This is a genomic window from Xanthobacter dioxanivorans, assembly GCF_016807805.1.
GTDB classification, from domain to species: Bacteria; Pseudomonadota; Alphaproteobacteria; order Rhizobiales; family Xanthobacteraceae; genus Xanthobacter; species Xanthobacter dioxanivorans.
The window spans coordinates 1515845-1535064 of the sequence record NZ_CP063362.1; the positions used below are offsets into that span (position 1 = coordinate 1515845).

The following is a 19220-nucleotide window of genomic DNA, read 5'->3' on the forward strand; positions in this document are numbered from 1 at the left end:
CCGGCATGGTCAAGGTCCCGCCGTCGCCGCCGCGGCGTGCCCGTCGTGCCCTTGGGCCTCCGCCTTGAGATCCAGCACCACCCGCATGACCGCCGGATCGTCGGCCGAGGTGGAGACCTTGAAGCCCAGCTCCTCGTCGAGGCGCAGCATCGGGCCGTTCTCGCGGAGCACGTCGCCGAACACCTGCGACAGGCCCCTCTTGCGGGCATGGTTGAGGATTTCCGTCATCAGGCGGAACCCCAGCCCTTTGCCCTTCATGTCGGAGCGCACCATGATGGCGTATTCGGCGGCCTCGTTGTCCGGATCGGCGATGATGCGCACGACGCCGCAGATGTCCCCGTTCGGCTCCACCGCCACAAAGGCCATCTCCCGGTCGTAATCGATCTGGGAGAGGCGGGCGGCCATGAGGTGGGGAAAGTCCTTCACCGAGCCGAGGAAGCGCATGCGCACGTCCTGCGGGTCGGAGCGGTGGACCACGTCCACGAGGCCCGGCTCGTCCTCGGGGCGGATGGGGCGCAGCAGCACCGTGGAGCCGTCGGTGAGCAGCAGCTCGGCCTCCTGCCCCGACGGGTAGGGCTTGATGGCGAAGCGCCGGGTCCCCTCCACCCGCGCCTCGTGCACCACGATGCGGGCATCGAGGGCGATGACGCCGTTCTCGTCGGCGAGCAGGGGGTTGATGTCCAGCTCGGCGATCTGCGGCAGGTCGGCGAGCAATTCTGCGATCTTCACCAGGGTCCCGGCGATGGCGTCCATGTCCGCCGGCGGATGGTCGCGATAGCCGGCGAGCAGGCGCGAGACGCGGGTGCGCTCGATCATCTCGCGCGCCAGCACGCCGTTGAGCGGCGGCAGGGCGACCGCCCGGTCGCCGATCACCTCCACCGCGGTGCCGCCCTGGCCGAACAGCACCACCGGGCCGAAGGTCGCGTCGTAGGCGATGCCGGCGATGAGCTCCTGGGCATTGGGCCGGCGGACCATGGCCTGGACGGTGAAGCCCTCGATGCGCACCTCGGGGCGCCTCGAGGCCACCGAGGCGATGATGGCGCGGCACGCCTCCTCCACCGCCTCGCGGTCATGCAGGTCGAGCCGCACCCCGCCCACGTCCGATTTGTGGGTGAGGTCGTGGGACAGCACCTTCACCACCACCGGCCCGCCGATCTCGACGGCGAGGCGGCCGGCCTCTTCCGGTGTGGCCGCGACGCGGGTGTCCACCACCGGGATGTCATAGGCCGCGAGCACCGCCTTGGCCTCGACCTCGCTGAGCGCGCTGCGCCCCGCCGCCAGGACCCGCTCCACCACCGTGCGGGCCTTGTCCCGGTCCCGCTCGTCGAAGATGCGGGCCGGCGGCGTCTGCATCAGCAGGGTCTGGTTGCGCTGGTAGGAGACGAGGTGGCCGAAGGCCCGCACCGCCTCCTCGGGCGTCTCGTAGGTGGGGATGCGCCGGGCGGCGAAGCGCCGGCGCACCGGCGCCGCCGCCGCCTCGCCCAGCCAGCAGGTGAGGACCGGCGCGCGGGGGCGCGTGGCGAGCAGGGAAATCACCGCCTCGGCCGCCTGCGCGCCGTCGGTGACCGCCGTGGGGCAGTTGAGCACCAGCACGGCGTCGGAGCCCTTGTCGGCCAGCAGGGCCGAGAGCACCTCGGTGTAGCGGGCCCCGTTGGCGTCGCCGAGGATGTCCACCGGGTTGGCCCGGGACCAGGAGGCCGGAAGCACCTTGTCCAGGGCGGCGACCGTCTCCGGCAGCACGGCGCCCAGCCGGCCGGCGACCCCTTCCATGGCGTCCGCCGCCACCACGCCCGCCCCGCCGCCGTTGGAGATGACGCAGAGCCGGTCCCCGGTGAGGCGGATGCCGGCCGAGAGCGTGGTGACCGCCTCGAACAGCTCGCGCAGCTCGTGCACGCGCAGCATGCCGGCGCGGCGGAAGGCGGCGTCGTAGACCATGTCGCTGCCGGCGAGGGCGCCCGTATGGGACAGGGCCGCCTTGGCCCCGGCGGCGCTGCGGCCGGCCTTGATCACGATGACCGGCTTGGAGCGCGCCGCGATGCGCCCCGCCGACATGAACTTGCGCGCATCCGTCACGCTCTCCACGTAGAGCAGGATGGCGCGGGTGGTGTTGTCGAGGGCGAGATAGTCCAGGAGGTCGCCGAAATCCACGTCCGCCTTGTCGCCCAGCGAGACCACGTGGGAGAAGCCGAAGCCGCGCGCATGGGCCCAGTCCAGCACCGCCGCGCTCATGGCGTCCGACTGGCTGACGAAGGCCACGTCGCCCTTGGCGGGCATCAGGTGGGCGAGGCTCGCATTGATGTGCGTGCGCGTCGAGATGAAGCCCAGCCCGTTCGGCCCGATGATGCGCAGCAGGAAGGGGCGCGCCGCGTCCAGCATCGCCTGGCGCGCCGCGGCGCCCTCGACCCGCTCGCCCGCGCCGTAGCCGGCGGGCAGGACGACCGCGGCGCGGCACCCCTTCTCGCCGAGATGGGCGATGATGCCGGGCACCGCGTCCGGCGCGGCCGCCACCACGGCGAGGTCGACGGCGATGGGCAGGTCGGCCACCGAGGCATAATTGAGCGAGGAGCGGATGGCCCGCTCCCGGGGATTGACGGTGAGGATCGGCCCCTCGTACCCGGCTTCGAACAGGTTGCGCGCCACCAGGGCGCCCACCGTTCCGGTCCGGTTGCTCGCGCCGACGAGGGCGATGGCGCGGGGGTGGAACAAGGCGTCGAGATTGCGCGTGGTCATGAGCGGCCTCGAAGCTGCAGCGTCCGGGCCCTCGACGATCGGGGCCGGAGCAGGTTACGCACGCGGGTGACGCGAGGAAAGGGGCAGGCCGGGGATTCCCGCGCGCCGTCCCGCCGTGCCGGGCATCCCGTCGGCGCGCCGGCGGGGCGGAGCGGTCAGGGGCGGACGCGGGGCGTCAGCACAGGTGGGAGCGGGTGAAGCTCTCGCGCACCGCCTCGCTCAGCTGGTTGCCGAGCAGCGGTTTCTCGATGATGGAGACGCCCTGGGCGCTGGCCCGGCGGCGCACGTGCTGGGCCGGATTGCTGGTGATGAGGAAGGCCGGCAGGTGAACGTCGCGCCGGTCGAGCTCGCGCAGGAGATCGAGGCCGTTCAGGCCCGGCAGATTGTAATCCACGATCATGCATCCCCCGCACGACAGATCGGCCGCGAGGACGTCCTCCGAGCGCGCATAGGTGCACACGCTGAAGCCGTCGATCTCCAGCGCGAACTTGAGCGAGCTGCAGACGGCCGGGTCGTCGTCGACAACGTAGACGACCCACCCCGGCGCCTCATTGGATGCGATCATTCCCGATTTCTCCCACGACCCACTCGTGGGCTCACGCGGCCGGCGGCAGCAAGCTACTTTAGGAGGGGGTGCGATGCCTTGCGTTAGATCAAGCGGCACGGGGAGGCGGATCGGGGCCCATCCTCGCGGCTGAGGTTCTGCCGGCCGACGACCCACCAGCTGAAGTCTTGCCGGCTGAAGTCTTGCCGGCTGAAGTCTTCGCATTTCATCGGGCCATCCACCCGGCCGCCGGCGCCATGCTCAAGGGGTGAGACATCATCAGCCTGGCCGCGGAGTGCCCCCCGGACCAGCCGGGGGATGACGGCGGGCCAGAAAAACGGGATCGGCCAAATCCGCGGCTCCGGACGCGCCGGACCGCCCCCAGTGCCCCCCCTCACGCCGCCTTGGGCGAGATGCCGCAAAGGAGCGCCATGCGCACCAGCTCGGACAGGCTCTGCGCCTTCATCTTGGTCATCACGTTGGCGCGGTAGACCTCCACCGTGCGCGGGCTGATGCCGAGCTCGTAGGCGATGGTCTTGTTGGCCTGGCCGGCCACGAGGCACTCCAGCACCTGCCGTTCGCGATGGGAAAGCGCGGCGATGCGGTCCGCCACCTGCTCGCGGATGGCGTCATGCTGGCTCGTCTTCTCCCGCCGGGCGAGGGCGGATTTCACGGTGTCGAGGATGGCCACGTCGTCGAACGGCTTCTCGAGGAAATCGGCGGCCCCGAGCTTCATCGCTTCCACCGCGAGCGGCACGTCGCCGTGGCCGGTCACCACGATCACCGGCACCGTCGAGCCCTTCTCCTTCAGGTGCTGCAGCAGGTCGATGCCGGTCATCTCCGGCATGCGCACGTCGGTGATGATGCAACAGATGCTCGGGTCGGCGCCCGGCAGGCCCGCCTCGACGAAATGCCGGGCGGAGGGGTGCTCCAGCACCGTGTGGCCGGCGGTGGACAGAAGGAAGGCCAGCGACTGCCGCACCGCCTCGTCGTCGTCGATGACGTGGATCACCGCCCCTTCGAAACCGTCGGCCTCAGTCATGGAGCGCGGCCTCCTCGCCGACCGCGCGCAGGGTGAAGCGGAACACCGCCCCGCCCTCGGGGCCCGGCTCCGCCCAGATGCGCCCGCCATGGGCCTCGATGATGGTGCGGGAGATGGACAATCCCACCCCCATGCCCTGGCTCTTGGTGGTGACGAAGGGCGTGAACAGCTGCGGGGCGACCTCGGCGGAAATGCCGTGTCCCGTGTCCGAAACGCTGATCATCACCATGTCGTCCTCCGCAGCCTCCGTCTGCACCAGAAGCTGGCGCCGCGGCGCCTCCATCATTGCCTCCAGGGCGTTGCGCATCAAGTTCAGCAATACCTGCTGCACCTGCACCTTGTCGGCAAGCACGAGGTCGCACCTGGCATCGTAGTGAAAACGTACCTGGATACCATACTCCTTGGCCCCCACCAGGGCCAGGGCACTGGCTTCCTCCACCAGCTTGGAGAGGCTCTCCACCCGGCGCTCGCTCTCCCCGCGGGAGACGAAGTCGCGCAGGCGGCGAATGATCTGCCCGGCGCGGAGCGCCTGCTCGCCGGCCTTCTCCAGGGCGCCCTGGAGCATCTCCATCTTCAGCGGGCCACCGGCGTCCAGCAATCGCCGCGAGCCCTTGATGTAGTTGGCGATGGCCGACAGCGGCTGGTTCAGCTCGTGGGCCAGGGTCGAGGCCATCTCGCCCATGGCGGTGAGGCGCGAGATGTGGACCAGCTCCGCCTGCAGCTCCTGCAGGCGCGCCTCGGTCTCCTGCCGCTCGGTCAGGTCACGGATGAAGCCGGTGAAGAAGCGCTGGGAGGTGGAGCGCATCTCGCCCACGGCGAGCTCCATGGGAAAGGTGGAGCCATCCTTGCGCTCGCCCACCACCACCCGGCCGATGCCGATGATGCGCCGCTCTCCGGTGGCAAGATACCGTGAAATATAGCCGTCATGATTCTGGTGATGGGGCGCGGGCATCAGGATGGCGACGTTCTGGCCCATCGCCTCGGCCGCCGTGTAGCCGAACAGGCGCTCCGCCGCGCTGGAGAAGGAGCGCATGATCCCGCGCTCGTCGATCACCACCATGGCGTCCGGCACCGTATCGAGAATCGACGAAAGGTGCGCCTCGCGGGCGAGGAGGTCGCGGTTGCGGGCGGCGGCGTCGAGCCGGGTGCGGCGTAGCCGCTCGCCGAGCACGGCGACGCCCAGCCCCACCGCCACGAACAGGGCCAGCGCCCCGAGGTCCGGCACCACAAGCGCGCCGGCGAGCAAAGCGGAGCCCGCGGCCAGCACCAGGGCCGCCGCCACCGCGCCGGCGCCGGCCGCGAGGCCGCGCCCGCTGACCGCGACGACGGCGCACAGAAACAGCAGCAGCCCTTCCGCCCGCAGGGGCGAGATCCCCGCCAGCCGGCACAGGCCGAGGGCGACGACCGCCGCCGCGACGCCCCGTCCCACGTCGAGGAGGACGGCCCGCGATGGCCGCCGCGCGTGCGCCGCGTGCTGGGCCGCAAGCTTGGCACCTGTCGTGTTCGTTTCGCTCACCACGCTGCTGCCCGACGGCGCCCCGCCGGCCTCCGTGATTCTACCTAAGGGGACCGACTTAAGGATTCGATCCGAATTTTGCTCGCGCCTTCCGCCGGTTATCCCTTTCCTCACACAGATGGAAGGGTCAACCGATGCCGAGCCCCGCCGCAGCGACCGCCCAGAAAGCCTTTGCCCAGCCCATGTCCCACGGACGGTGGAACGACGAGGCAGACACAAGGTCCCCCGTGGACGTGGTCGCCCGCCACGGCGTCGTGACCTCCTATGCCCGCAACGCCGAGATCTTCGGCGAGGATCAGGCGGCGGAACATATCTATGTGGTTCTGTCCGGTGCGGTGCGCATCTGCAAGCTTCTCGGCGACGGACGGCGGCAGATCGAGACCTTCTGCCTCGCCGGCGACGTGTTCGGATGGGAGACGGCGCCCCGGCACCGCTTCTCGGCCGAGGCAGTGAGCGAGTGCAAGGTGGTCCGCGTCAAGCGCTCCATCCTGTTCGCCCGCGCCTCCGACGATGCCGAGCTTGCCCATGCCCTCTGGGCGCTCACCGCCGCCGAGCTGAGCCGGACCCAGAATCACCTCCTCGTGCTCGGCCGCAAGACGGCTCAGGAGCGCGTCGCCACCTTCCTCCTCGACATGGCACAGCGCGCCAACGCCAGCAAGGGTGCGGCGGTCAACGGGGTGGAGGTGACCCTGCCCATGTCCCGGCAGGATATCGCCGATTTCCTCGGCCTCACCATCGAGACGGTATCGCGCACCCTCACCCATCTCGAGGAGACGCTGGCCATCGCCCTGCCCTCCTCGCGCCGCGTGGTGCTGCGGGACAGTGGCGCGCTGCGGCGCATGAATTCCTGAGATCCTGAATTTTCCCCCGGCGCGCAGCGGTCTTCCCGCAGCGTCGACCTCAGGCACGCCCGGCTCCAACCGCCACGGCGTGCCTTTTCTTTTGGCGCCGTCGCCCGGCTCAGACCGCCGCGGCGTGCCTTTTCTTTTCCGGCTCCGCCGCCCGGCTGGCGGCCAGGTGCGCGTCGAACACCGCGCACACCACGCGGGTGAAGGCGCGCGCTCCGTCCGGCACCTCCACCACCGCGCCCCGCCGCACCGCGAGGCCGTCGGCGATCAGGCCGTCGAGGCGGGAGATCTCGGGGGCGAACGTGCCGCGGGGAAAGCCGAACTGCGCGCACGCCGCGTCGAGATCCACCCTGAGGTCGCACATGAGGCGCTCGATGACATGCCGGCGCAGCCGGTCCTCCGCCGTCAGGGCGATGCCGCGGGCGACCGGCAGCGTGCCGGCTGCCACCGCCTTGTGCCAGGCCGGCGTGGCGGCGGCGTTCTGCACGTAGCCCTGCGGCAGGGCACCGATGGCCGAGGCGCCGAAGCCGAGGAGCACCGGCGCGTCGTCGGTGGTGTAGCCCTGGAAGTTGCGCTTCAGCGTGCCGTCCAGCGCGCGGCGCGCCATGGGATCGGACGCCTTGGCGAAATGGTCGAGCCCCACCGGCACGTAGCCGCGCGCGGCGAGCAGGGCGCTCACCGCCTCGGCCTGCGCCAGGCGCTCGGCCGGCCCGGGAAGGGCGGCTTCCGGGATCAGCGCCTGATGCTTCTTCATCCACGGCACGTGAGCGTAGCCGAACACCGCGATGCGGTCCGGGTCGAGCCCCAGCGCCTCCTCCACCGTGCGAATCACCCCCGCCGTCCGCTGGTGCGGCAGGCCGTACATGAGGTCGAGGTTGAGCGCGGCGATGCCGGCGGCGCGCAGGGCATCCGCCACCTCCCGCGTCTGCGCGCAGGACTGGCGGCGGCCGATGGCCTCCTGCACCGCGGTGTCGAAATCCTGCACCCCGAGGCTGGCCCGGTTGAAGCCCTCGCGCGCCAGCACCGCCACCTTGCCCGCGTCCATGACGCGCGGGTCGATCTCGATGGCGATCTCCGCGCCGGGGGCGAAGTCGAAGGCGGCGCGCAGGGCGCCCATGACGGCGGCGAAATCCTCGTCCGCCAGCATGGTGGGCGTGCCGCCGCCGAAATGCAGGTGGTCGAGGGCCAGCCGGCCCGGCAGGTGGCCCGCGACGCGGCCGATCTCCTCCACCAGCCGGTCGGCATAGGCCTGCACCGGCGTGCGGCTGCGCGCCACGGCGGTCTGGCAGCCGCAATAAAGGCACAGCTCGGCGCAGAAGGGCACGTGCACGTAGGCCGACACCCGCGCCGACTGCGGAACCGCCGCAAGCCAGGCGGCATAGGCCGCAGGTCCGGTCTCGGCGGAAAAGTGCGGGGCGGTGGGGTAGCTGGTGTAGCGCGGCACCGGCTGCCCGTAGCGGGAGAGGAGGGTCTGGGTTTCGGGGCTGATCATGGCACCGGACCATGCGATCCGCCCCCCGCCCGCGCCTTGATGTGGCGCAAGATACCCCGCGGGGCGTTGCCGTCCCGCGGGGCGAGGTGCGCGCTCAGTAGGACATGAACGCCCCGGCGAAGATGCCTTCGGCGCGCTCGTCGCCGGCGAGCTTGAAGCGGTACTGGAGCGTCAGGTCCACATAGGACCGCGGCGCGGCGTACTCATCCTCGTTGAACCAGTAGCGGGCGGTGAGGCCGGGGCCGGCGCCGAGGGCGAACGGGGTGGCATAGCCCGTGTCGTAGCCGCCGCCGATGGCGAGGTAGGGCCACAGCACCAGCCGGTCGGAGATGGCGTCGAGGCGGAAGGCGTGGCCGTAGCGGGCCTCGAAGGTCGCCACCGTCTGCGGCTCCATGACGAAGTAGTTGTAGTCGGCGTAGATCTGCCAGGCGCGCCAGTTGTCCACGTCGACCCGCAGGTCCGTGCCCTCGGCCTTGGAATAGGCGGCGCGCAGCAGCATGTCGTCGCGGGAATACTGACCCACCGGGAAGAGATAGGAGATCTCGAACACGAGGTTCTCGGTCTTCAGCGGCTTCCACCGCGCGCCCACGCTGCCCTGGATGGTGTCGAAGCCGGTGGGCCCGCCCGCATCGGAGTAGAGCGTGCCGAAGCCGCGCACGAACAGCTCGAAGATGGCGCCGTCGCGATAGCCGATGCCCGGCGGGCGCCAGTAGATTTCGCCGCCGGCGCCGATGGTGTGGTTGGCCCCGGGCGAGGGCGGCGCCAGGAAGGAGCCGGGGGCGACGCCCACCGCGCCGTAGCTGACCGAGGCATAGGCGCCCCAGGTGCGGGTCAGCTCCGCCACTTCCCGCCGCAGCCCGAAGAGATACTGCGGGTCCAGCGCCAGCTTGCCTTCGCGGTTTTCGTCGATGGCGGCCTTGAAGTAGTCGACCGCCTCGGCGTTGTGATAGGTGCGGCGGGCGTTGTAGGCGGCGTTGACCAGGTTGGTGCCGCGCAGCTGCGAGCGGCTGTTGGCCTCCGAGAAGTATTCGTAGGCCATTTCATCTTCGCCCGCGGTGCTGGCGAGGACGGCGAGGTCGACCAGCTTCAGCCCGCGCAGCGCGCCGCTGTTGTAGGCGGAGAGGAAGAGCTGGCGCGCCTCCTCCTTGCGGCCGAGCTGGGACAGCACGCCGACGCGCGCCGTGAGCATGGAGAGGCGCTCCTGCCCGTTGCGGGCGCCCGCCGCCGCGCGGGTGAAGGCGCCGAGCGCGGCCTCCTTGTCGTCGAGGGCGAGATAGGCGTAGCCGAGGCGCGCCTGGACCTCGTAGCTGCCCTCGTTGGCATAGGGCTCCAGCGCCGAGAGCGCGAGCTCGGGCTGCTTGGCGTTGAGCGCCGCGTCGGCGAGGGAGAGGCGCACGATGCGCACCTGGTCGCCGGGCAGCCGCCCGGAGGCGAGCGCGGCGCGGAAGTCGTGGATCGCCCCGGTGAAGTCGCGGGCCCGCATGCGCAGGTTGGCGCGCTGCACCAGAAGGGTGGCATCGCGCGGATTGCCGGCGAGCAGCCGGTTGGCCACGGCCTCGGCCTCCGCGTAGCGCCCGGCGGTGGTCAGGGCGTTCAGCAGCAGCACCTGGTAGTTGGTGTTGCCGGGCTCGGCATCGATGGCCCGGCGCGCCTCGCGGATCGCGGTGGCATAGTCGCGCTGGGCGAAGGCGGCATAGGCGGCGCTCGCCGCGGCGTAGCCGGGGGCCGCGGGATTGAGCCCCGCCGCGCCGGCGACCTGCATGGTCTGGCCGGAGAAGACCGAGCAGATCACGCCGTAGCCGGTGGGCTGGCAGAGCACCACCGGCGCCATCAGGGCCGGACGCTTGCCGCCCGGCGCGCGCACCAGCGCCTCCGCCAGCTTGCGCACCGCGCCGACTTCCTTGTTGCGCTCGCCGTCGAGGGGCTCCAGCAGCTTGAGAGCATCCTCGGCCTGCCCGGCGGCCAGCGCCGCATTGGCGGCGATCAGGCGGTAGTTGAGATCCTCGAGGTCGGTGAGCACGTTCGAGCCGAGGGCGCGGTCGAACTCCTTCACCGCGTCCTCGCGCTGGCCGAGCTTCTGCAGCAGCCAGCCGCGCAGGACGTGGGGGATCGGCTCCTTGTCGTTGTCGGCGACGGCGGCGGTGGCGGCCGCCTCGGCATCCTGGAACTGGCCGGCGGCCAACAGCGCGTTGATGAGGACGATGCGGTAGATGAGCGCGTCGGGCGCCCGCTCCACCGCCTGCCGGGCCGGGCCGACGGCGGCCTGGGCCTTGCCGCGCCCGATCTCCTTGATGGCCTGCACCGCCAGCGGCTCGGCGAGGCGCTTCTCGTTGGCGGCCCGCAGGGCCAGGAGCGTGGGATCTCCGTCGCCCTGGGCCACCGCGTCGCGCACGGCGGCATCGAGCTCCTTGTACTTCTTGGCCCGCTCCAGCACGTCCACCAGCAGGCGGCGCCAGGCGGGATTGGCCGGATTTTCCTTGAGCGCCTCGCGGATGCGGGTCTCGGCCAGGGCGTCGTTGCCCTCGCGATAGGCGTTGAAGGCCTCCAGCGCGGCGTCGTAGCCGGGCGTGTCGGTCGCCCCGCCGCCGGGCGGAGTGGTGGCGGGCACCAGGCTGCACGACGGACCGTAGGGGGTGTCGACGCACTTCTGGTAGGGCACCGGCAGGCTCTGGAAGGCCTTGTCCGGCACGCTCTTGGGATTGCGCTCCTGGGTGCGGGTGACGCGCACGCGGGCGGCCACGGCGGTGTCGCTCTGGTCGAGGGGCTCGAGCAGCTTGATGGCCCGCGCCGGGTGCCCGGCGGCGATGGCGGCATCCGCCATCACGATCCGCACGTCCCGCGCGGTGGGGCCGACCAGCACCTCGTCGGTGAGGGCGGTGTCGAAGTCCTGCTCGGCCTCGGGAATGCGGCCAAGCCGCTCGCGCAGGTAGCCCCGCAGCGTGCGCGGAAGGAAGGAGCGCGGATCCGCGTCCACCGCCTGGCCGGCCGCCTGCTCGGCGGCCGCGATCTGGCCGTCGGCGATGAGGGCGTAGACCAGCAGCATGCGGTAGCTGAGATCGTCGGGGACGAGGGCGATGGCCCGCCGCGCGGCGTCGATGGCCGCCTTGGGGTTCTGCGCCTCCAGCGCCTTGTTGGCGGCGAGGGAAGGCTCCTGCGCCAGGATCTTGCTCTGCGCCCGCAGGCGGGCGGTCAGGGTCTGGTCCTTGATGCCGGCCGCCACCGCCTCATTCGCGACGGCGACCGCCTCGCCGGTCCTGCCCTGGGCCTCCAGGGCATCCATCAGCAGCAGCCAGAGGCGGGGCACGTCCGGCCGCAGCTTCAGCGCCTCGCGCGCATAGGTCACGGTGTCGGCGTATTTCTTGTCGCGCTGCGCCGCGTAGGCGCGGTCCGCCGCGGTCCAGGCCGCGCCGGTGAGCTCCGGCGGATCGGCGCGGGCGGCATCCAGCGCGGGCAGCGTCAGCGCGGTGGCCGACGCAGCCAGCATGAACCCCAAGGCGATACGCCTCAGGAGCCTCGTCCGGTCCCGGTGGGATGCGGGAGTATCAGGGGTGCTGAAGTGAATCGCGGTGGTCATGGAGCCACCGTCGCAGGGAATACTTAAACCACAGTTAACCTTAACACACGTGGTAAACAATAAATGGTCGTAAAGGATTTATTTACTTTAACGTCGACGCGGGGGGCGGCCGAAAATGCCGGCGGGCCGCCCTCCGGCTGGAGATGCGGCCCGCTATGGAAAGCAGAGGGAGGCGCGGCTTCGGCTATCGGCGAACGGCGGCGAGCATCCGGTCGCGCCAGGCCTGCGGGCTCATGATGGAGGGCGCGTCCCACTGGTCCGTGCTCTGCGGGCCGCTGTGGAACGGGCCCTCGTTGAACTGCCACACGATGACCTGCGGCGGCGCCTTGGCGAAATCCGGCGAGCCGACATACTGGAGGAAGGTGGCCCAGGGCCCCACATTGCCCGGATTCCAGGTGAGCGAGACCGGCCGGTCGAGGGCGTTGGACAGCTTCTGCGGGAAGCCGAGATAGGGCTGCACGAAGCTGTTGCCCACGATGTGCACCGGCGCTGCCCCGGAATCCAGGAGCGAAGACTTGGCCGCCGGCGGCGTGCGCACCGTATAGAGGTCCGGGCCGATCTGCTTCTGCTGGTCGGGGGTGAGAAAACGCTCGGCGAGATCGCCGAGATGGCGCTGGGTGACCCACTCGCCGAGCTTGTCGCCGCCGGCGCCGCCGGCGAGCTTCGGGATCCTCGCCTTGATGGCCTGCGCCACGGCTTCGGCTGCGGCCTCCGAGGCCCAGGCGGTCCAGTGGTAGTCGGCGCGATAGAAGCTGGTCTGGCGGCCGGTCTGCACCGATTTCAGCGCCGGGCGCAGGTCCACCGTGTCGATGCCGGCTTTCTTCAGCTCGCCCAGGATGAAGTCGTACTGCCCGGAGACATCGGCCGAGACGGCCGTGCCGTCCGGCAGCCGCTCCTTGTAGAAATTGGCCTTCAGCGGCACCACCGCGGTCACCAGCGCGATGCCCCGCGCCGCGAGCGCCGTCTTCGTCTCCTGCAGCAGGCCCACATTGGCGGTGATGCCCGCCCGGTCGAGGACGGAGAGGCTCTCCCAGCCGGGGAACAGCCAGCCGTCCTTGCCGATGATGATGGTGGCGTTCTGCGCCAGCGCGGGCGCCGGTGCCCCGGCCAGGACGAGGGATCCGGCCAGGGAACCCGCTATGGCCAGCGCGCTGCCGGCGAGCAGCCGGCGTCGGGTGAAGGCAGGCTCGGTCATGTCGCATCTCCCAGAAAGCGGCGCTCGGCCTCCGACAGCGGGCGGGTCAGGGCCCGCATGGGAAACTCCCACACCACGAGGCGCGTTTGCGCGAGAATCTCAGGCTGGTCCATCAGAATTTCGAGAAGCTGCCCGGCAAAGCCGCTGCCGTCGCGGCTCCTCTGCGCCACCTCGGTGCCGGTGCCGGCCTGAAGGAATTCGAGGAAGCCGGAATTGCGCGAGAAGGACGAGCCGGCCAGCACCACTTGCGGTGCCGGTACGTCGTCCAGCAGCCCGCCGGTGCGGGCGATGGCCAGGCTCACCTCCGGCTCCACGTCCGGCTGCGGCCCGGACCAGGGCCAGGAGCGATCGAGGCCGGCAAGGCGCATGAGGTCGCCCACCCGCGGCTTCGGCGCGGTCTCGTCGAGCTTCATCGCCTGCGCCCCGGGGCCGAGGCGCCGCTTCACCGCATCGGCAACGCGCGCGGCGGCGAATTTCGCGCCCGGCACGTTCCAGTGGGTGTCGGTGCGCAGGAAGCCGTTGGCCGCCGGCCAGCCGGGGGCGATCTCCACCTGGTCGAGGCCGAGGGCCCGGCTCTGCGCCCACCAGGCGCCGAACCGCCCGCGCGCCTGGGCGGCGACCGGGACGCCGCACAATTGCTCCGCCGCGAGCATCGCCTTGTCGGGCACCGGCAGCACCACGAGGGCCACATTCTTCGCCGCCAGCGCGTCGCGGATCTTGGCGGCGAGCTTGAGGCGGGCGGCGAAATGGGCATCGCCCCCCGGGGTCTCGACCAGTTCCTCGGCGTAGAACAGCCAGCCCGGGCATCCCGCCCGCACCAGCGCGCCGGCATCGCCGAGCACACGATAGGACAGGCCGGACAACAGGCCTTCGAGGCCGCTCATCTTCGGCAGCGCGGCGATCACCTGCTTGTCGAGCGCGGCGGTGAAGCGCCCCTTCAGCAGATCGGTGCCGGAGAAGGCGGACGCCAGCTGCTCGCGGGTGTCGCGGCCGGCAAGATGCGCCGCCACGAAGCCGAGCCCGGCCAGCATCAGCGCCAGGAAGGCGAGGGTGGCGAGGATGCGGGCCAGGGTCGCCATCGCCGCCTCAGAACTGGAAGTAGAGGAAGGGCACGACGATGCGCCCCTGCAGGACGAGAACCGCGAACAGGAACAGCGGCAGCGCCGTCCACGCCCTCAGGGCATGACCGGGATTGGGCGCGGCGGGGTCGATGCGCAGAAGCTTGGGCAGATAGATGAAGCCGATGCCGAGCACCAGGGTGGCGATCTCCAGCGGCCGCACCGCCGCCCCCATGGCCGGGGAAAGGGCGATGCCGTTGGCGCCGGCAAGGCCGGAGAAGATGACCCCCGCCTGCGCCCAGCTCTGCGCCCGGAACAGCGCCCAGCCCACCATGACGAAGGCCAAGGTGAGCACATGGCCCAGGACCGCCCCGGTGCCGGGAAGCCCGAACGTCTTCCACACCCGCCCCACCATCAGGCCGAAGCCGTGCCACAGGCCCCAGATGAGGAAGGTCCAGCTCGCCCCGTGCCACAGGCCGCCGAGGCCCATGGTGACGAGCAGGTTCATGGACACCCGCCCGGTGGAGCCGCGATTGCCGCCGAGGGGAATGTAGAGATAGTCCCGCAGCCACGAGGACAGGGAGATGTGCCAGCGCCGCCAGAAGTCGGAGAGCGAGGTCGCAAGATAGGGATTGTCGAAATTCTCCGGGAATTTCAGCCCCACCATCAGCCCGAGCCCGATGGCCATGGCGCTGTAGCCGGAGAAGTCGAAATAGAGCTGGAGCGTGTAGCCGGCCACTGCCAGCAGCACGTCCGCCGTGGTCGGCGCGGCGAGGGCGTAGCCGGCATCCACCAGGGGCGCGAGGGTGTCGGCGATGAGCACCTTCTGGGCGAAGCCGAGCATGAAGCGCTCGACGCCGAACATGAACTCGGCGCGGTGGAAGGTGCGCTCTTTCAACCGCTGCGCCACCCACTCGTAGCGCACCACGGGGCCGGCCACGAGGTGGCCGAACATGGACTGGTAGGTGGCGTAGTTCACGAAGGAGGGCTCGGCCCGGACCGTGCCGCGGAAGACATCGGTGGAATAGGAGATGGCGCCGAACACGAAGAAGCTGAGGCCGATGGGCAGCAGCACGTCCTGCCATCCCCAGACGGATGCGCCGAGCGCTCCTGCCGAATGCACGAACATGTTGGCGTACTTGAACCAGACCAGGGAGGCGAGCGGCCAGATGATGCCCACCACGAGCGCCCGCCGCCGTCCCCCCCCCTCGGCGCGGGCGATCCACAGGCCGGTGGCCCAGGACCAGATGGCGATGGAGACGATGAGGGGCAGGAAGTCGGCCCGCCACCACGCATAGAACAGCCAGGAGAAGGCGAGGATGGCGAGGTTGCGCGCCGCCCCCGGCGTCAGGGCGTAGACGATGAGGAAGACCGGCAGGAACAGGAACAGGAAGCTGTCGGAGGCGAAGACCATGGCCGCGTCAGTTGGCCGGGCCGCGATAGGGTTCGGTCTCGTCGCGCTGGCCGGTGAGCACCGGGCCGGAGGCGCCGGGCATCAGGAACAGGCTGTAATGGTCGCCCGCCTTCAGCGGCGGCAAGGTGAGGGGCGGGGCGGCGGCCTCGCCGCACTTGGCCGAGAGCCTGGCCTCGATGGGGTTGATGGCGCGCTGGCGGGTGTCGTTGGTGGCGACGGCCTCGAACACGGTGGGGCCGCCGTCGGCCACGGCCAGCAGGCCGGCGCAGCCGGGCACGAGATTGTAGAAGCGCAGCTGCGCCTTCAGGTCGTTGCGCCCCTCGGTGGGGTCGGCGATGACCACCGCCGGGCCGCTCGCCGGCACGACGATGGTGGAGAAGGCATCCGCCGCCGGCACGATGTCGCCCGCCGGCGGCCTGCCGCCGATGGTCACGGCGAGGGGCGCGCCGCCCTTCACGATGCGGTAGATGGTGGCCGTGTCCCCCTGCGGGATCGGCGCCGCCGCCGCAGTGCCGATGGCGACCGGCGCGCCGCCGCGGGCGAGGTCGACCACCCGCACATAGGCCGAGCCGAGGGGCGGCTTGGGGGCATAGAGGCGGGTCAGCTCCTGCGCCAGCGCCGGCGACAGCGCGCAGGCGGTCACCGCGAGGCAGGCTGCGATCCGTCTTCCGGTGGGGATGGACGCGGACATGAAGGCAGACCCCGGAGCTGGCCGCAGGCGGCCGGACTGGTGCGACAGTTAGGGGTTGCACCACGCCGTGGCAACGCGGCCGCCCCCTCCATCTCCGGTTAAGGTTACGGGAAGCGGTGTCAAATCACCATCCGGAGAATGGCCACAGGGGCGCAGGCGCGCCCCCTACCCCGCCTTCGCCGCCAGCGCCTGGGCGACCTTGGACGCGGGGCTGCGGCCGAGCGCCGCCGTGATGGCGCGCCCGGCGGCGGCGAGGCGGTCGAGGTCCACCCCGGTCTCCACCCCGAGACCGTCCAGCATGTAGACGAGGTCCTCGGTGGCGAGGTTGCCGGAGGCGCCCTTGGCATAGGGACAGCCGCCGAGGCCGGCCACCGCCGCGTCCACCGTGGCGATGCCCAGGTCCAGGCAGGCCAGCACGTTGGCGATCGCCTGGCCGTAGGTGTCGTGGAAATGCAGCGCCGTGCGCTGCACGCCGATATGGTCCGCCACCGCCCGCGCCATGGCCTTCGCCTTGTCCGGCGTGCCCACCCCGATGGTGTCGCCGAGCGACACCTCGTAGCAGCCCATGGCGACGAGGGCCTGCGAGACCTCCACCACCTTCGCCACCGGCACCTCGCCCTGGTAGGGGCAGCCGAGCACGCAGCTCACATAGCCGCGCACCGCGATCCCCTGCGCCCGGGCGAGATCCAGCACGGGCGCGAAGCGCGTGAGGCTCTCGGCGATGGTGCAGTTGATGTTCCTGGCGGAAAAGGCCTCCGAGGCGGCGGCGAACACCGCCACCTCCTCGACGCCGGAGGCGATCGCCAGCTCCAGCCCCTTCAGGTTCGGGGTCAGCACCGGATAGCGCACGCCCTCGCGCCGGTCGATCTGCGCCAGCACCTCGGCGGTGTCGGCCATCTGCGGCACCCATTTGGGGGAGACGAAGGAGCCGCTCTCGATCACCTTCAGCCCGGCCCCGGCGAGGGCGTCGATGAGCGCCACCTTGGCGGCGACGGGCACGAAGCCGGGCTCGTTCTGCAGGCCGTCGCGCGGACCGACCTCGACGATGCGCACGGAAGTGGGGCGGGCCATCACGCGTCCTCCAGAACCAGCAGCTCGGCGCCCTCGTCCACGAGGTCGCCCACGGCGAACTTCAGGGCCTTTACCCGGCCGTCCCGGGGGCGGCAACCGTATGCTCCATCTTCATGGCTTCCACCACCACCAGGGCGGCGCCCTTCGTCACCTCCTGCCCCTCCTCCACGGCGATGCGGATGATGGTGCCGGGCATGGGCGCGACGAGGCGCCCGGCGGTGCCGGTGGCGGCCTGCGAGGCGAGGCGCGGGTCGATGAACTCGACGCCGTATTCGCCGCCGCGCACGAACACGGTGAGGTGCGCGCCGGTGCGGATCACCCGGGCGGAGAGGGCGACCCCGTCGAGGCGGGCGCGCAGGGCGCCGTCGGCCTCCGCCTCGCCCTCCACGCTCACGTCGCCGCCGGGAAGCGACAGCACGAAGCCGTTCGGACGGAAATGGGCCCGCACGGCGATGCGGCGCTCGCGATCGGCGAAGGTCAGGTCCACATGGGCGTCGCGGTTGAGCCGCCAGCCCGGGGCGCGGCCCCAGGGCGACCACGGGTCGGACGGGTCCACCGCCTCCGCCGACTGGCGCGCCTCCTCCTTCAGGATGGAGAGGGCGGCAAGCGCCAGCACCGTGTCGTCCACCGGCTCGGGCGCCGGCAGCAGCACCTCCTGGTGGCGGGCGATGAAGTTGGTGTCGAGCTCTGCCGCGGCGAAGGCGGGATGCGCGGCGATGGCCTTCAGGAACACCCGGTTGGTGGCGAGCCCCACCACCTCGGTGGCGGCCAGCGCCGCCTCCAGCCGCCGCACCGCCTCCATGCGGTCCGCGCCGGCGACGATGATCTTGGCGATCATCGGGTCATAATGGATGGAGACGGCATCGCCCGCCCGCACCCCCGTATCCACCCGGGTGCCGACGAGGTGGTCCGGCAGCACCAGATGGTCGAGCCGGCCCACCTGCGGCAGGAAGTCCCGCGCCGGGTCTTCCGCGTAGAGCCGCACCTCGATGGCGTGTCCCTTGAGCGGGATCTCGTCCTGCTTCAGGGGCAGGGTCTCGCCCTCGGCGACGCGGATCTGCCACGCCACCAGGTCCTGGCCGGTGATGGCCTCGGTCACCGGGTGCTCCACCTGCAGGCGGGTGTTCATCTCCATGAAGTAGAAGTTCTCGCCCTCGGCGATGAACTCCACCGTGCCGGCGCCGCGATAGCCCACCGCCCGCGCCGCATCCACGGCGGCCTTGCCCATGGCGGCGCGCCGCTCGGGCGTCATGCCCGGGGCCGGGGCCTCCTCCACCACCTTCTGGTGGCGGCGCTGGATGGAGCAGTCGCGCTCGTAGAGGTAGACCGCATTGCCATGGGCGTCGGCGAAGACCTGCACCTCGATGTGGCGCGGCGTGGTGAGATACTTCTCCACCAGCACCTTGTCGTCGCCGAACGCGCTCCTGGCCTCGCGCTGGGCGGAAGCGAGGGCCTCGGGGAAGTCCTCCGCCGCGCGCACCACCTTCATGCCCTTGCCGCCGCCGCCGGCGGAGGCCTTGATCAGCACCGGGAAGCCGATGCGCCCGGCCTCGCGGGCCAAAAGGCCGGCGTCCTGGTCCTCGCCGTGATAGCCGGGCACCAGCGGCACGCCGGCGGTCTCCATCAGCGCCTTGGCTGCGCTCTTGGAGCCCATGGCGCGGATGGCCGAGGCGGGCGGGCCGACGAAGATGATGCCGGCCTGCGCGCAGGCCTCGGCAAACGCCGCATTCTCCGACAGGAAGCCGTAGCCGGGATGGATGGCGTCCGCCCCGCTCTTCCTCGCCGCCTCGATGATGGCGTCGATCCGCAGGTAGCTGTCGCGCGCCGGGGCCGGGCCGATGGGATAGGCCTCGTCGGCGCTGGCCACGTGCAGCGCGTTGGCGTCCGCCTGCGAGTAGACGGCGACGGTGCGGATGCCCATGGCTTTCGCGGTGCGCATCACACGCACGGCGATCTCGCCGCGATTGGCCACGAGCAGGGTGCGGATGGCTCTGGTCATGCGGCCCCCAATTGGGTTTTCTTTTTTCGAGGAAGGCGGAGACGCC

12 protein-coding genes and 1 pseudogene are annotated in these 19220 nt (G+C 71.1%); 1 reads left to right on the forward strand and 12 read right to left on the reverse strand.

Annotation, left to right across the window (positions count from 1 at the left end):
- Positions 1-9: 9 nt before the first annotated feature.
- From EZH22_RS07240 to EZH22_RS07255, 4 genes are all read right to left on the reverse strand, one after another.
- The gene (locus EZH22_RS07240) at positions 10-2730 is read right to left on the reverse strand and encodes a bifunctional acetate--CoA ligase family protein/GNAT family N-acetyltransferase (RefSeq protein ID WP_203195028.1); all 2721 of its coding nucleotides are present in this window, start codon (positions 2728-2730) and stop codon (positions 10-12) included.
- Between the two features lie 175 nt (positions 2731-2905).
- Positions 2906-3295, reverse strand: a complete 390-nt coding sequence (locus EZH22_RS07245) for a response regulator transcription factor (RefSeq protein ID WP_203195029.1) — start codon at positions 3293-3295, stop codon at positions 2906-2908.
- Positions 3296-3668: 373 nt separating this feature from the next.
- A complete protein-coding gene (gene fixJ, locus EZH22_RS07250; protein WP_203195030.1) occupies positions 3669-4316 on the reverse strand; it encodes a response regulator FixJ in 648 nt (215 codons plus the stop codon).
- Positions 4309-5832: a sensor histidine kinase gene (locus EZH22_RS07255; RefSeq protein WP_231711356.1), complete on the reverse strand. Its 1524-nt coding sequence runs from the start codon at positions 5830-5832 to the stop codon at positions 4309-4311. The genes fixJ and EZH22_RS07255 overlap by 8 nt, the downstream gene beginning before the upstream one ends.
- A 134-nt stretch (positions 5833-5966) precedes the next feature.
- Between EZH22_RS07255 and EZH22_RS07260 the strand changes: the two genes are divergently transcribed.
- Positions 5967-6683 (forward strand): helix-turn-helix domain-containing protein, encoded by a 717-nt coding sequence (locus EZH22_RS07260; protein ID WP_203195031.1) that lies wholly within the window; start codon positions 5967-5969, stop codon positions 6681-6683.
- Positions 6684-6792: 109 nt separating this feature from the next.
- Here the strand turns inward: EZH22_RS07260 and hemN are convergent, their stop codons facing one another.
- The 8 genes and pseudogenes from hemN to EZH22_RS07300 form a co-directional block, all read right to left on the reverse strand.
- The gene (gene hemN, locus EZH22_RS07265; protein ID WP_203195032.1) at positions 6793-8172 is read right to left on the reverse strand and encodes an oxygen-independent coproporphyrinogen III oxidase; all 1380 of its coding nucleotides are present in this window, start codon (positions 8170-8172) and stop codon (positions 6793-6795) included.
- A 94-nt stretch (positions 8173-8266) separates the two neighbouring features.
- The gene (locus tag EZH22_RS07270) at positions 8267-11656 is read right to left on the reverse strand and encodes a bacteriophage N4 adsorption protein A (protein WP_203195033.1); all 3390 of its coding nucleotides are present in this window, start codon (positions 11654-11656) and stop codon (positions 8267-8269) included.
- A gap of 274 nt (positions 11657-11930) precedes the next feature.
- Positions 11931-12941, reverse strand: coding sequence for an alginate O-acetyltransferase AlgX-related protein (locus EZH22_RS07275; RefSeq protein ID WP_203195034.1), 1011 nt, complete (start codon positions 12939-12941; stop codon positions 11931-11933).
- The gene (locus tag EZH22_RS07280; RefSeq protein ID WP_203195035.1) at positions 12938-14020 is read right to left on the reverse strand and encodes an alginate O-acetyltransferase AlgX-related protein; all 1083 of its coding nucleotides are present in this window, start codon (positions 14018-14020) and stop codon (positions 12938-12940) included. Before EZH22_RS07280 ends, EZH22_RS07275 begins: the two co-directional genes overlap by 4 nt.
- 7 nt (positions 14021-14027) lie before the next feature.
- Positions 14028-15413, reverse strand: a complete 1386-nt coding sequence (locus EZH22_RS07285; RefSeq protein WP_203195036.1) for an MBOAT family O-acyltransferase — start codon at positions 15411-15413, stop codon at positions 14028-14030.
- 7 nt (positions 15414-15420) lie between these two features.
- Entirely contained in the window at positions 15421-16104 is a 684-nt protein-coding gene (locus EZH22_RS07290; protein WP_203195037.1) for an alginate O-acetyltransferase AlgF, read from the reverse strand.
- A 165-nt stretch (positions 16105-16269) separates the two neighbouring features.
- Entirely contained in the window at positions 16270-17175 is a 906-nt protein-coding gene (locus EZH22_RS07295; RefSeq protein ID WP_203195038.1) for a hydroxymethylglutaryl-CoA lyase, read from the reverse strand.
- A pseudogene (locus EZH22_RS07300) lies at positions 17175-19174 on the reverse strand (acetyl/propionyl/methylcrotonyl-CoA carboxylase subunit alpha). Before EZH22_RS07300 ends, EZH22_RS07295 begins: the two are co-directional and overlap by 1 nt.
- Positions 19175-19220 lie beyond the last annotated feature (46 nt).

Bases quoted from the DNA above. Each gene is read 5' to 3' on its own strand.
- EZH22_RS07240 (WP_203195028.1), bottom strand. From the start codon at position 2,730: ATGACCACGCGCAATCTCGACGCCTTGTTCCACCCCCGCGCCATCGCC.
- EZH22_RS07245 (WP_203195029.1), bottom strand. From the start codon at position 3,295: ATGATCGCATCCAATGAGGCGCCGGGGTGGGTCGTCTACGTTGTCGAC.
- fixJ (WP_203195030.1), bottom strand. From the start codon at position 4,316: ATGACTGAGGCCGACGGTTTCGAAGGGGCGGTGATCCACGTCATCGAC.
- EZH22_RS07260 (WP_203195031.1), top strand. From the start codon at position 5,967: ATGCCGAGCCCCGCCGCAGCGACCGCCCAGAAAGCCTTTGCCCAGCCC.
- hemN (WP_203195032.1), bottom strand. From the start codon at position 8,172: ATGATCAGCCCCGAAACCCAGACCCTCCTCTCCCGCTACGGGCAGCCG.
- EZH22_RS07270 (WP_203195033.1), bottom strand. From the start codon at position 11,656: ATGCTGGCTGCGTCGGCCACCGCGCTGACGCTGCCCGCGCTGGATGCC.
- EZH22_RS07275 (WP_203195034.1), bottom strand. From the start codon at position 12,941: ATGACCGAGCCTGCCTTCACCCGACGCCGGCTGCTCGCCGGCAGCGCG.
- EZH22_RS07280 (WP_203195035.1), bottom strand. From the start codon at position 14,020: ATGGCGACCCTGGCCCGCATCCTCGCCACCCTCGCCTTCCTGGCGCTG.
- EZH22_RS07285 (WP_203195036.1), bottom strand. From the start codon at position 15,413: ATGGTCTTCGCCTCCGACAGCTTCCTGTTCCTGTTCCTGCCGGTCTTC.
- EZH22_RS07290 (WP_203195037.1), bottom strand. From the start codon at position 16,104: ATGTCCGCGTCCATCCCCACCGGAAGACGGATCGCAGCCTGCCTCGCG.
- EZH22_RS07295 (WP_203195038.1), bottom strand. From the start codon at position 17,175: ATGGCCCGCCCCACTTCCGTGCGCATCGTCGAGGTCGGTCCGCGCGAC.